The 14442-nt window shown below is 36.3% G+C and carries 1 protein-coding gene and 11 pseudogenes; 7 read left to right on the top strand and 5 right to left on the bottom strand.

Going from position 1 to position 14442, the window contains the following annotated elements; all coding sequences use genetic code 11:
- Together DYI00_RS07795 and DYI00_RS07790 are read left to right on the top strand one after the other, a co-directional pair.
- Positions 1–260, top strand: a pseudogene (locus tag DYI00_RS07795) (GTP-binding protein); the annotation flags it as partial.
- A pseudogene (locus DYI00_RS07790) lies at positions 260–1063 on the top strand (urease accessory protein UreD). The pseudogenes DYI00_RS07795 and DYI00_RS07790, both read left to right, overlap by 1 nt.
- Before the next feature lie 24 nt (positions 1064–1087).
- Here the strand turns inward: DYI00_RS07790 and DYI00_RS08625 are convergent.
- Positions 1088–2704: pseudogene (locus tag DYI00_RS08625) on the bottom strand (FtsK/SpoIIIE domain-containing protein).
- A 22-nt stretch (positions 2705–2726) separates the two neighbouring features.
- On the opposite strand from DYI00_RS08625, the pseudogene DYI00_RS07775 reads away from it, so the two are divergent.
- A pseudogene (locus DYI00_RS07775) lies at positions 2727–3945 on the top strand (glycosyltransferase family 8 protein).
- 57 nt (positions 3946–4002) lie between these two features.
- On the opposite strand, the pseudogene DYI00_RS07770 reads toward DYI00_RS07775, so the two are convergent.
- Positions 4003–5242, bottom strand: a pseudogene (locus DYI00_RS07770) (Mrp/NBP35 family ATP-binding protein).
- Between the two features lie 3 nt (positions 5243–5245).
- Between DYI00_RS07770 and DYI00_RS07765 the strand changes: the two are divergent.
- Positions 5246–8369, top strand: a pseudogene (locus DYI00_RS07765) (AAA family ATPase).
- 39 nt (positions 8370–8408) lie between these two features.
- Positions 8409–8791, top strand: a pseudogene (locus tag DYI00_RS07755) (hypothetical protein).
- A gap of 6 nt (positions 8792–8797) precedes the next feature.
- Here the strand turns inward: DYI00_RS07755 and asd are convergent.
- Positions 8798–9838, bottom strand: a pseudogene (gene asd / locus DYI00_RS07750) (aspartate-semialdehyde dehydrogenase).
- On the bottom strand, positions 9825–11153 hold the full coding sequence (gene hisS, locus DYI00_RS07745) for a histidine--tRNA ligase (protein WP_011578366.1): 1329 nt from the start codon (positions 11151–11153) through the stop codon (positions 9825–9827). Before hisS ends, asd begins: the two are co-directional and overlap by 14 nt.
- A 61-nt stretch (positions 11154–11214) precedes the next feature.
- Here hisS and waaF point away from each other — a divergent pair.
- Positions 11215–12274 (top strand): annotated as a pseudogene (gene waaF / locus DYI00_RS07740) (lipopolysaccharide heptosyltransferase II).
- A 132-nt stretch (positions 12275–12406) separates the two neighbouring features.
- On the opposite strand, the pseudogene DYI00_RS08110 reads toward waaF, so the two are convergent.
- Positions 12407–12785 (bottom strand): annotated as a pseudogene (locus DYI00_RS08110) (flagellar protein).
- 237 nt (positions 12786–13022) lie between these two features.
- Here DYI00_RS08110 and DYI00_RS07725 point away from each other — a divergent pair.
- A pseudogene (locus tag DYI00_RS07725) lies at positions 13023–14015 on the top strand (aldo/keto reductase).
- Positions 14016–14442: the final 427 nt, after the last annotated feature.

Here is a 14442-nt window from a genome sequence, read left to right as displayed (position 1 = left end):
GACTTTACGATTTTTGTGATTGATGTGGCTGAAGGCGATAAAATCCCAAGGAAAGGCGGTCCAGGAATCACGCGATCAGACTTGCTTGTCATCAATAAAATGATTTAGCCCCCTATGTGGGAGCGGACTTGAAAGTCATGGAAAGAGATTCTAAAAAAATGCGCGGCGAAAAGCCCTTTATTTTTACGAATATCCGCTCTAAAGAAGGTTTGGATGATGTGATCGCTTGGATTAAGCGCAACGCTTTATTGGAAGATTGATGACTACTTACGCTCAAGATTCCAAGCTCAGGCTAAAAACCAAAATAGGAGCTGACGGACGGTGCGTGATTGAAGACAATTTCTTCACGCCCCCCTTTAAACTCATGGCACCCTTTTACCCTAAAGACGATTTAGCTGAAATCATGCTTTTAGCGGTAAGCCCTGGCTTAATGAAAGGCGATGCACAAGACATGCAATTAAACATCGGTCAAAATTGCAAGTTAAGGATCACTTCGCAATCCTTTGAGAAAATCCATAACACAGAAGATGGGTTTGCTAGTAGGGATATGCATATTGTTGTGGGAGAAAACGCCTTTTTTAGACTTTGCACCTTTTCCCTTGATCCCCTTTGAAAATGCACATTTTAAGGGTAATACCACGATTTCTTTGTATTCTGGCTCCCAATTGCTTTATAGTGAAATCATTGTCGCAGGGCGAGTGGCTCGTAATGAATTGTTCCAATTCAACCGCTTGCACACTAAAATCTCTATTTTACAAGATAATAAACCTATCTATTACGACAACACGATTTTAGATCCAAAAACCACCGACATGACTAACATGTGCATGTTTGATGGCTATACGCATTATTTGAATCTGGTGCTTATCAATTGCCTTTAGAGCTATTTGGTGCGCGAGAATTGATTGAAGAAGCTGAAGTGGATGGGGCAGTGAGTGAGATCGCTAGTTCTCATTTATGCCTAAAAGCTTTAGCTAAAGGCTCAGAACCCTTATTAGCTTTAAGAGAAAAAATCGCTCGTTTAGTCACGCAAAAGATTCAAAAAAGACTAAAACCCTTTTAGTCTTTTTGATCCCCCTTTTTTTTTTCACTCTAACAAAATAAAAGGCCTAAACTCAGTAACGCTGTCTTTAGAAGCATTTATGAAGAGCGCGTTGCGTTTTTTTTTAATGGTAAATCGTTTTCCATAGCGTTTAAGCTTTTGATAGCCCCTTAAGTTTTCCTCATTGCACTCAAAAGCTAGGCATTGCTTGAAGTGGTCTTTCAACAAATCTTTTAAACTACCACCAGGATTGTAATTTGAAGAAATTTGTTTGAGATCATGCACAAAAATGACGCAATACTGCTCGTTGTCTGTGGCTTTTTCTTCCATTCTTTGTTTGCACTTTTGATGTTTTGGGCTAAAAGTCTCATTAAGGTTGCACGAGCTTCTATGTTATTGCTCACCACTAATAAATGCGATTGGTTATTTTCAAACCCAACTATAAAGTCCTTTTGTTCATAATCCACCCCTTTTCCTAGATGCAAGTGCATTACCTTATCCTCAAGCATGTTGGGTATTTTTAAAAGCAATTCGCCATTATAGATTTTATGCTCTATGGGGCAAGATTTCTTTTTCCAAATTCAGTATGAATTTGTTAATAAAGGCTTTGAAATCATCAGGGGCTTTAGGGATACTCATCTTGGTGTGGTATTTTTATGCCCTCCATTGTTGTTAAAAGTGCCTTCTGATCCCACAAGCTCACAAGCCACACCATCGCCTAAAATACTATCGCTATCTTCTGCATCCATAGTCAAAGCGATGCAGTTAGCGATTTGAACCTTAAGGCTACTACTGATATTATCGCCGTGCATGGTTTGAGTGGCTGAGATTAAATGAATCCCATGGCTACGACCCTTTTTGAGCGAATTGGTTAAATGCCTCTCCACTGCACCTTTTTCTTTACTGGAGCTGTTAAAAAGATCCTGAAATTCATCAACCACTACGATAAATCTAGGCATTTCCTTATGCTTTCTGTAATCTTGTAAATCTTTCACCTCAAATTCTTTGAAACAATTGGCTCTTTCTTGCATTTCTTCACAAAGTCAACTTAAGAAACTCATGCCAAAACTTACCGAACTTTCCACGCTCACTAATCTCGCATGCTTTAAAATCGGATCTGCATACGCGTTAAATTCTACCCTCTCTTTAATAGTCTAATAAAAAGAGTTGGACTTCATCAAGCGCATAGTAGAAGGCTAAATTTTGAATCAACACATGCAAGAAATTGGATTTTCCGTTCCCGTTGCACCCACAAATAAGCGTGTGGGTTTTGTTCATTACCAATTTCAAAGCGCACTTCTTTAATGCACTTCTTTATGGTTAATATCCCACCCACCGGCACAACCATTTCATGCTGAGAGCTTTTAGTCCAAAATTCACTATCTCTTTGTAAGTCTTTCAACTCCCTTTTAATTTCTTTTTTTGCTTGCAATACGCTTTAATTACATCAGCGAAGTCTTGCATGTGTTAGGATTTAATGCTAGAATCACTCACTGCTTCTATGTCAAGGCATTTGAAACGAAAACCATTATCTTTAAAAGGCTCTGCATAGCGTTTCCATTCTTCTATGGACTTATTTTTTTCGCTCTCCAAATAAAGAAATTGAAAGCTTAAAACATTGAAAAAAGATATAATTACGAAAACCCTTTTTAGTGGGTTCAATTTAAAGATTTAAGGGTTGTGTGTGCAAGATAGTGTGATTATCCCTATTGTGGTGGCTTTTGATAACAATTATTGTATCCCAGCTGGTGTGAGCTTATATTCTATGCTAGCGAACGCTAAAACAGAGAGAGAGAGAGTAAAACTCTTTTATAAAATCCATTGTTTAGTGGATGGTTTAAGCGCTGAAAATATAGAAAAATTAAAAGAAACTCTCGCTCCTTTTAGCGCTTTTTCTAGCGTAGAGTTTTTGGAGATTTCTACTCATAACACGCCCAAAGAAAACCAAGAAATAAAAAAGAACCAAACCATTAAAAGCGATCATTATCAAAACATTGATCCAATAATAGCCAATAAGATTGAAGAGTTATTCACAAAACTCAGCAATTATTCTCAAAAACGCTTTTCTAAAATGATCATGTGCCGCTTGCTTTTGGCTTCCCTTTTCCCTCAATATGACAAGATGATCATGTTTGATGTGGATACTTTGTTTGTGGGCGATATTAGTGAGAGCTTTTTTATCCCCCTTGAAGCGCATTATTTTGGGGCTGTGAGAGAAAAAGATTTGATCGCTATGAATAGGAATTCGGCTAAGGATTTATACGAATTACGCCAAAGGCGAGCAAAATCTATCGGCGTCGCTAACGCTTTCCCTAATTTAGAAGAAGCTCAAATCCTTTTTGACAACTACTTTAATGCAGGGTTTTTAGCCTTAAACTTAAAATTATGGCGTAAAGAAAATCTTGAAAACCAATTGATTGGATTTTTCATTTTGAAAAATGAAAAACTTTTATTTAACGATCAAGATGCTTGTGTTTTGTGTGCCGTGGCAGGATTTTAGAATTGCCTTACCCCTATAATGCCCACCCTAGCTTCCTTGACACCCCCTCATTCCCTAGCATTAAAGAAGTGTGCATGTTGCATTTTTGGGGCGATAAGCCTTGGAAAATCTTCAGCGTCTTTGGCGCGAAAAAATGGCATGAAGTTTTGATGCAAACGCCTTTTAAAGATAAATATTTTAACACTCCCTTTTTAGATCACCTCTTTAATCATATTCAAAACAAAAAACAACAAACTCCGCCACTTTCAACAAAGCCCTATCTTTTGTAGACAAACGGCGTTCTTTTGCATTCCTTTTGCCTAGACTTTCTTCTAGACTCCTTATAGAATTTTTGCTTTTTAAAATCAAACAAAAAGTGAAGCGGTTGGTTAAAAAAATGCTAAAAGCATTTTCTATGATCTAATCATAAAAGAGCTTGCTTAAAGCAAGCGGTAGCTTTAAAAAAGCGATCTTTTAAAAATCAATGCGAGCAAGCATGCGTTTGCGTGGGTTGGATGTCCTTATTGTCGGCTAATTTTTCCTTTTCTACTTTGTCTAAAAACGTGCTTAAATCCTGCCGCCATTTTTTCAAAAATCTTAGCGCTCACGCTAGTAGGGTGAGAGATCACAATCGGTTCGCCCCTATCCCCCCCTAAACGCACTTTAGGCTCTAAAGGGAGCTTGGCTAAAATCTGCGTATTATAAGCTTCTAGTAATTCTTTCATAGAATTTGATCCAAAAATCTCGCTCTCTTTCTTGCAATGCTCACACACAAAATTCCCCATATTTTCTACAATGCCTGCAATAGGAATGTGTAGTTTTTTAAACATATCCAAACTCCGTTTAGCGTCATCTAAACTCACGATTTGGGGCGTAGTAACGGTGATCCCTGCACTTAATGGCACGGCTTGGGCTAGAGTGAGTTGCGCATCGCCTGTTCCTGGGGGCATATCCACCACCAACATCTAAATCCCCCCAAATAATATCGCTTATCATCTGCTCAATCGCTCGCATGAGCATAGGTCCTCTCCAAATGAGGCTTTGCCCTTCCTCATATAAAAGCCCCATGCTCATTACAGAAACGCCAAAAGCCTTTAAAGGAATGAGTTTTTTACCGCTGGGATCAGTGATCACATCAGCGTTTTGCAAGCCCATCATTCTAGGGATATTAGGCCCATACACATCAGCGTCCAATAACCCCACTTTTTGATTCAAATTCGCTAAAGCGATGCTTAAATTCACGCTAGTTGTACTTTTACCCACACCGCCCTTACCAGAGCTTACCATGACCACATGCTTGATATTTTTAGCCAAATTTTTGGTAGCGGACTTTGGGGCTTGCGGTTTGGGTGGGGTTTTAATATCTAAATTCAAAGCTTTCACGCCCATCTCTTGCATCGCTTTGGAGATATTTTCTCTTAAAATCGCGCTCGTTTCTTCAGAGCTTGAGGGGATTTCTATTAAAAGCCCTAATTGATTGTCATGCAAAGTGATGTTTTTAACAAAACCAAAGCTGACAATATCCTTTTCAAAATTAGGGTAGATAATCGTTTTTAACGCATTTAAGACATCTTCTTGTGTGAGCATTTTAATCCTTAGAATGATTTAAGGCTTCTTTATAGCATGTTTTGTTTAATTTTGCATTATAAATTGATGCATTGTCAAAAATTTGCCTTAAATGAGTTTGTGCTATATTAAGTAGCATGAAAAGAAAGGGGCAAGGCATGAAACTTTATAAGCGTGTTTTGAAATTGTGCAATTTTAGGAATTTGAGTAAAAATTCAGAATTGCTTTTAAATTCAGATTTTGAAAACAAGCATGGGGGGTTAGTGATTTTAGTGGGGGAAAATAATGTCGGCAAAAGCAATGTTTTAGAGGCTTTGAAGTTATTTGATGGTATGGATGTTAAACTTTGTAGTGAGGAAGATGATTTCAAACTCCTTGAAAATAAAGACACTATTTTAAGCTTGGAAGAAGAAACAAGCTTTAATAATAAAACCACAGATTTTTCTTGCGTGGATTTGAAAATCCAATTTAAAGAAATTAACGAAGAAGTAAAGGAATTATCAAAAATATTAATCATCTACCCTTTTAGTGTTTTTATAGGGGGTTTTATAAGTCTCATCATGTCTTATGGTACATTAGATTCGTTTTTAAAATTCTACAAAGAAAAATCAAAATTGAGCGAATTTGCAAAAGAAAAATCAAAATTGAGCGAATTTGCAACTAGACAAGCCAACAATCTGCTTTTCAAAGAATTAATTAAACATTTAAGTGGTAATAATCAATTGGTTAAAAATTTTTGTCAGTGTATAAGAGAAATTATAGAATACAACGCTCCTAATAGAGAATACAAACCCAATCAATTTTTTGTAATAGGGGAAGGCAAACAAAAACAATTAGTAAAAATTTATTCTTATTTAAAAGAACTTAGCGAAAGAGAAATTGAACCAAAAGATATGGGAACCATCTTAAAAAAGATAGAGAGTTTAGATAAATTTTTTAAAACTACTGACTCTAATGAAAAATTTGCACCAAAAATTGAAGTTTTACAAAATGTACAATCTCAAGAAAGATTATCAGAGTTGGTTAAGGATATTATTAAAGAGATAGATAAAAAATACCCTATCAATGAAAATTTTAAGAAACAATTTGAGCGGTTTGAATCAAATATCAATATACATGATAACATACATGATAAAAGAAAAAAGGATTTTGAGCGAAAAAAAGAGCTGTGGATCCAAGAAATTGAACACCACTGCAAAAATCAAAAAACGCTAGATCCTAATTTAAATTATGATGTTTTGCTGAATAATATCCAACAAATATGCAAAAAATATGTAGCAAGTCATGTTACTAATGATATATCTAAAGATATTAAATACATGATGTGTCAGTTTTATTTGAAACAGATAGACTTATTATTCAATTCAGAAATTAAGCGACACAGAGACAGGAATTTTTTTGAATCAGCAAGAAAATCTCTTTGGGAGACTATAAAAACTTTAGATGAAAAAAGCAACGCTCATTTGTTCCCTAAAAATATTGATGAAATCAAAAAAAAATTTGAAGCAAACAAGGAAAAATTCAAACAAAGTAAAAATTATTCTGAGTTCGCAGAGCATTGCCGAGAGTGTAACCCTTATACAGCGTTTCAACACTTACATTTCCCTTTAAGCGGTGGTTTATCTTATGAATTTGATAAACTCGTGCCAATCGTTAAAGAATATAAAGAGCTAAAAATCACAGATAATGACCTTGAGACTACATTATTGACTTGTATTGATTATTCTTCCCCTTCTGAATTTAACCAATCGGATTGGTTCTTTAGAAATTCATTGTTTAGGAAAATGGACTTTCACCCCAATACAATTTGGGATACTTTTGGGAGAATTTTAAATTATAAAAATTTTAATCAAAAAAACTTAAAATATGAGCAAGGGTTAGAAATAATGTTTGATAAAAATAATGATTTAGAAATTTATTCTATTTATAATAAATCGTTCAATATCCCTAAAAAATACTTGCAAGAAATAGACCAAGAATTACTAAAAGAAATTAAACAATCAAAATATCCTTTTCAAATTCAAATAAAAGGTGAGTGTGATAATGATATATGTCAACTTGAATTTTTTAATGAAAAGCTCTCTTTTATTTAAGGTAAATTTTACAGAAATATTAGAAAATATTGCAGAAATTTTAGAATACAACTTGCAATTAAAAATGGATTCTTTAATCACAAAAGAATTTAACAGACTTTTAGCGATCGCTCAAGACGAGCGTCAAGATAGTTACCCATTAAAAATTCGTGTCGGACACAACAAGAAGCTTTTTAGAGAGAAATATACGGCATATGAAATGAAACTTGAAGTTTATGATTGCAGAAAATCCCACGAGCAAAATAAACCAATCATCTTAAGCCAGCAAAGCACCGGTTTTCAATGAGCGTTTAATTTCATGTTTGGTTTTCTCTATAATGTGGGATCAAGTTTTAGTTTTAACAATAATATTATTTATGTCATGGACGAACCAGCCACTCATTTAAGCGTGCCAGCCAAAAAAGAATTCAGGAAGTTTTTAAAAGAATACGCTCATCAAAATAATGTTACCCTTATCCTAGCCACCCATGACCCCTTTTTAGTGGATACAGATCATTTAGATGAAATAAGGATTGTAGAAAAAGAAATAAAAGGCTCTGCGATTAAGAATAACTTTAATTATTCCCTAAATAATGCACGCAGAGACTCCGATGCCCTAGATAAAATCAAGCGCTCTTTAGGGGTGGGTCAGCATGTTTTTTGCGACCCTAAAAAACACCGAATCATCTTTGTGGAAGGCATCACGGATTATTGTTATTTGAGCGCTTTTAAATTGTATTTCAATAAGCGAGAATACAAAAAACGCCCCATTGATTTCACTTTCTTACCCATTTCAGGGCTTAAAAACGATTCAAACGAGATGAAAGAAACCATTCAAAAACTCCTTGAGCTAGATAATAGACCCATTGTTTTGATAGATGATGATAGAAAAGATGATGCTGACCAGCAAGCAACTAGCGAACAATTTAAAGAAGCTAATGAAAGAATGGGAAATTCTATCATAATCCTACAACTCTCACAATGCGATAAAAAATTCAAGCAAATTGAAGATTTGTTCAGTGAACACGATAAAAAAGAATACGCCCAAAGCAAGCGTATGGAATTAGCCATAGCTTTTAAAACAAGGCTTTTGCATAGCAAAAAAGATGCGATAGAAGGCGAAACAAAAGATAATTTTTCATGCTTATTTGAATGGATAAAAAAAAAAACGCAACGACTCAAACGATCAAAAAAGGATAATAAAATTTGATTATAATACCCCACAAATATTACTAGCGAAAGGATTTTGATGTTTAAAAAAATGTGTTTGAGCTTGCTGGCTATAAGCGGTGTTTATTTGGGGGCGAAGGATTTGGATTTTAAGTTGGATTATCGCGCGACTGGGGGGAAATTGGTAGGGAAAATGACGGATTCTAGTCTTTTAAGCATCACTTCTATGAATGATGAACCGGTTGTGATTAAAAATCTCATTGTCAATAGAGGAAATTCATGCGAAGCGACTAAAAAAGTGGAGCCAAAATTGAGCAAGAAGTTTAAAAAAGAAAAGCTTTTTAACCATGAATTAAAATATTCGCAACAGATTTTTATCGCCTGAATTGCAAGCCTAATCAATTGCTAGAAATTAAAATCATCACGGACAAGGGCGAGTATTACCACAAATTTTCTCAATAAAGCCTATCAAGCGTTTTTAATGTAATGCAAAGCGATTTTGAGTGCATTGGTGGCTGCCCCCACTCTTAGTTGATCTGCCACACAAAAGCCGTGCAAAGTTTTCTTGTCAAACAAATCCTTTCTCAAGCGCCCTATAAAGGTGGTATCAGTGTTACTCGCTTTTAAAGGCGTGGGGTAAAGATTATGGCTAGGTCATCGCAAACAACCACGCTAGGGGCATTTTTTAGCACTTCATAGACTTCTTTAAGATCAAATTCTTTTTCAAAAGTGATACTCAAACTCTCGCTATGACTCCTTAATACCGGCACGCGCACGCAAGTCGCGCTGATAGGGGAAATCCACGCCCATGATCTTATGGGTTTCGTGCACCATTTTTAGCTCTTCTTTAGTGTAGCCATTCTCCTTAAAAGCATCAATATGAGCGATCGCATTAAAAGCAATTGGATAAGCGAAAGCCTCCGCTTGCAAGACTTGGTTTAGATCGATAGTGGGGTCTTTTTCTAAACATTCTAAAGCGGTTTTTAGCTCTCTTTTCAAGCTCTCTATCCCCTTATTCCCTGCCCCACTTACGGCTTGATAAGTGCTAACCACCACGCTTTTTATCTTAAAATGAAGGTGCAAGGGGTTTAAGATTTGCGTCATTTGAATGGTAGAGCAATTGGGGTTAGCGATGATATTTAAGGGAGCGTTAAAAATTTCTTTGGCGTTGATTTCAGGCACGACTAAAGGCACTTTTTTATCCAACCTAAAAAAACTCGTGTTATCGATCACTAAAGAAGTTTTTGAAGCACTTGTGGCAAACTCTTCGCTCACGCTCCCCCCAGCGCTAAAAAAGGCGATGTCTATCTTTTCTTTTTCAAAAACCTCATGCATGGTTTCTAAAATTTCATAATCTTTATTGAACGCTTTGATCTTTTTACCGGCACTTCTAACGCTAGCGAGCGGGACAAACTTTTTAATAGGGAAAGAAGAATTTTCTAAACCCTTAATTAACTCTTGCCCTACCGCCCCACTAGCTCCAACAATGGCGATATTATAAGTCTTCATCGTTTTCTCCAATGATTTCAAGGGCTTTTAAAAAGCTCAAACAATTCAGTTGCATGCCTGAATGCATGTTTTTTAAGCTTAAAGTTTCGCTTTTAAATTCTTCTTCGCCAATGATGGCCACAAACTCATGCCCCTTATGGTTAGCATAAGAAAAGGGTTTTTTGATTTTTTGGGCTTCTGGATAGACTTCGCTAAAAATACCGCTTTGTCTTAAAGACTCCGCCAAGCGGTTTGCATAAGAAAAATATTCTTCATTCATGCAAGCGATTAGCACTTTAGCTTGTGTGGAACGCTCATCTAATAATTGCATTCCACTTAAAGCCACAATCAATCTATCAATCCCAATAGAAGCCCCCACCCCTTGCAAATCTTCTTTAGAAAAATTTTTAGTCAAATGATCATAACGACCCCCTGAACACACGCTCCCTAAAGACTTCATGTCATTAAGCGTGGTTTCATACACAATCCCTGTATAATACCCTAAGCCCCTAGCGATAGAAAAATCAATCTTATACAGGTTTTGAGAAATTTGTAAATCCCCTAGCAATTGGTATAGTTTTTCTAAATCCTGTATGCCCTTTTTTAGATTTTCATTACAGTCTTTCAAATAAGCAATTTTTTCAAAAAATTCCGCATGGCTTAAATCGTCTTGCTTGATTTGAACCATTTCTAAAAGCCCTTTAATGGTGTTTGGATTTAAATCGCACTCTTTTTTTAATTCTTCTTCAACCCCATTTAAGCCAATCTTTTCTAATTTATCCACAATGCGCAACACTCCAGTCACTTGAGAAATGCCAAAATATTCGCATATCCCATTCAAAATTTTCCTGTGATTGATAGAGACGCAAAAATCTTCTAAATCCAAAGCTTTTAAGGAAGCGATAACCACTTGGATGATCTCAGCATCGCACACCAAACTCTCGCTCCCTATAAAATCAAAATCGCATTGCGTGAATTCTCTATAACGCCCTTTTTGTGCCCTCTCACCCCTAAAGACATTGCCTATGGCGTAGCGTTTAAAGGGCATTCCTAACGTTTGATGGTACAAAGAGACAAAGCGCGCTAATGGCACGGTCAAATCAAACCTTAAAGCCACATCCCTACCCCCATGATCTTTAAAGCGATAAATCTCTTTTTGAATATCGCTACTCGCATCAGGTAATAGCGTTTCAGCGTATTCCAAATGAGGGGTTTCAATCGGCACAAAACCAAAACTTTGAAAAACAACTGAAACTTTAGAAAGCAACTGAGCCTTTTGTATCGCATCTTTAGGCAAGCGGTCTTTAAACCCACTCAACACTTTAGGGGTAATCATTCCATTTCCTTGTATTTGTATGTTAAAATTTTAGCTTAAAATCTTTAAAAAAGGGCTATTGATGAGCGTAAGTGCACCCAAACGCATGCGCATTTTATTGCGTTTGCCTAATTGGCTGGGCGATGGGGTGATGGCAAGCTCGCTTTTTTACACCCTTAAAAACCACTACCCTAACGCGCATTTTATCTTAGTGGGTCCAAAAATCACTTGCGAACTTTTCAAAAAAGATGAGCAAATAGAAGCCGTTTTCATAGACGACACCAAAAAATCCTTTTTTAGGTTATCAGCCACCTACAAACTCGCTCAAAAAATAGGGCGTTGCGATATGGCCATCGCTTTAAACAACCATTTTTATTCGCTTTTTTGCTCTATGCGACAAAAACGCCTATTCGCATCGGTTTTGCCCAATTTTTTCGTTCTTTTTTCCTTAGCCATGCAATAACTGTTGCCCCCAAAGAGTATCATCAAGTGGAAAAATATTGCTTTTTGTTTTCACAATTTTTAAAAAAAGAATTAGATAAAAAAAGCGTTTTACCCTTAAAACTAGCCTTTAACCTTCCCACTCACACCCCAAACACCCCTAAAAAAATCGGCTTCAACCCTAGTGCAAGCTATGGGAGCGCTAAAAGGTGGTTAGCTTCTTATTACGCTGAAGTCGCTGCTATTTTTTAGAAAAAGGGTATGAAATTTATTTTTTTGGGGCTAAAGAAGATGCTATCGTTTCTGAAGAAATTTTAAAGTCCATTAAAGGCTTGTTGAAAAACCCCTTATTATTTCATAACGCTTATAATCTGTGTGGGAAAACCAGCATTGAAGAATTAATAGAGCGCATCGCTACTTTAGATTTATTCATCACTAATGATAGCGGTCCTATGCATGTGGCTACTGGCACACAAACCCCCTTAATCGCTCTTTTTGGCCCCACTAATGAAAAAGAGACTAGCCCCTATAAAGCCCAAAAAGCCATTGTATTAAACCATCATTTAAGCTGTTCGCCTTGCAAAAAACGAGTCTGCCCCTTAAGAATGGAAGAAACCATTTGTGCATGAAAATCCATCACGCCCCTTGAAGTTATTCAAGCCGCCTCTACTCTTTACAAGAAAGTTAAACGCCTTTTTTAGAAACACAACTATATCGAACAAAAATTAAAAAATCTGTATACGAAAAATTAAAAAGTAGTAAAAATTGATAGAATTGATAAAGTGGGTTTAAAAGAAAGCGTTTTTTAAACGCTCCCCTTAGATTTAAAGCCCTTAAGCTACTGATTTTTTGGGTTTTTTAGTGTCTTCTTTGCCTTTGTGAGCCACTATTGAGAGCTTAACTCCAGGTTTTTTAGTGTCTTCTTTGCCTTTGTGAGCCACTAATTGAGAGCTTAACTCAGGTTTTTAGTGTCTTCTTTGCCTTTGTGAGCCACTAATTGAGAGCTTAACTCAGGTTTTTTAGTGTCTTCTTTGCCTTTGTGAGCCACTAATTGAGAGCTTAACTCAGGTTTTTAGTGTCTTCTTTGCCTTTGTGAGCCACTAATTGAGAGCTTAACCCAGGTTTTTTAGTGTCTTCTTTGCCTTTGTGAGCGTATGCAGAACTCACCGCTAAAACTGATAACAAAACGCCTGTCAAGATTTGCTTTTTCATACGAAAACTCCTTCTCATGTAAATTTAAAAGCGAACGAATTATATTTTTCAAAAGTAAATGAATAGAAACCAATCAAATTTTGACGAGTTGGTGGTTTTTCTGTCTTAAAAATCTACAAAAAACCCACAAAATCCACAATGTGCAAAACTTGATAGATTATCTCTGAGTTTAGAAAGTTTGACAAAAATTGGGATTGTGGTTATATTGAAAACCCAATATGAAATTAAGGAATTTGTATGCAACAGCGTCATTTAAGCCCTTTAAAAGTGAGTGCCCTAGCTTTAGGGTACATGGGCATGACTTATGGGTATGGGGAAGTCCATGATAAAAAGCAGATGGTTAAGCTTACCCATAAGGGTTTGGAATTGGGCATTAACTTTTTTGATACCCGCAGAAGCTTATGGGGAAGATAATGAAGAGCTTTTAGGCGAAGCGATCAAGCCTTTTAGAGACAAGGTTGTTGGTGGCGAGCAAATTTGGGATTTACTACGCAAATCCTAACGACAAATACGCAAGCATATTTTTAGATTCCAGTCCTAGCCGCATTAAGAGCACTATTGAAGGGAGTTTGAAACGCTTAAAAATAGAATGCATTGATTCATACTACTAGCACCGCGTGGATACTAACACGCCTATAGAAGAAGCGGCAGAAGTTATGCAAGCTCTTATTAAAGAGGGGAAAATTAAAGCTTGGGGGATGAGTGGAGCAGGGTTTTATCCAGCATCCAAAAAGCCCATCAAATTTGCCCTTTAAGTGCGTTGCAGAGCGAATATTCCTTGTGGTGGTGCGAACCTGAAAAAGAGATTTTAGGATTCTTAGAAAAAGAAAAAATTGGTTTTGTCGCCTTTTCGCCTTTGGGTCAAGGGGTTTTTAAGCGCGAAATTTGAAAAAAATACCACCTTTGCTAGTTGGGGATTTTAGAAGCGTTTCTCCTAGGTTTAATCAAGAAAATCTAGCAAAAATTACGCCTTAGTGGAATTAATTCAAGATCACATGCACGCTAAAGGCGTTACACCAGTCCAACTAGCCCTTTCATGGATTTTGCACACCCAAAAAATCATTGTCCCTCTCTTTGGCACCACTAAAGAATCCAGACTCATAGAAAATATAGGGGCTTTGCAAGTTTCTTGGAGTCAAAAAAAATTGGAGTTTTTCCAAAAAATTGGCCGCAATCAAAATAGAAGGGGCTCGCTACCCTGAAAGAATCAATAAAATGGTGGATAAATAAGAATAATGGATATTTATATTGCGTTGGATCTTTTAAAAAAGATTGAAGCGTTATTTTCTGTTTGTCAGTGTGTTTTCTCCCTAACAAACTTTTTAAGGCATTTTAATAGGGCTTTGTTTGAAAAATGCCAAAAAGCGTTTTTTTAAGCTTAAACGCAAAAAATTTTGTCGTTAGCCAAGTGAAATTTCTTGTAAGGCAGTCTATGATCTAGGGAGGTTTTTAAGGGCATTGTCGCAAAAACACCCCCCACCCCCTTAAGAAAATGAATTTCACCATAAAATAAAATCTAAACGATCAAACCAAAAAACCCATTTTTAAAAAGTTTAAAAAAGTCTCAGTTACCCCTACTTGATGAGAACAAAGCCAAAAAGAAATTTTATAGCAAATTAAAATGAAGAAAGACTCATTAAGGGATAACCCATAAAAA

Source organism: Helicobacter acinonychis (assembly GCF_900461455.1).
GTDB classification, from domain to species: Bacteria; Campylobacterota; Campylobacteria; order Campylobacterales; family Helicobacteraceae; genus Helicobacter; species Helicobacter acinonychis.
The sequence above is the reverse complement of the archived record's forward strand: the minus strand, read 5'-3'. Positions and strand labels throughout refer to the sequence as shown.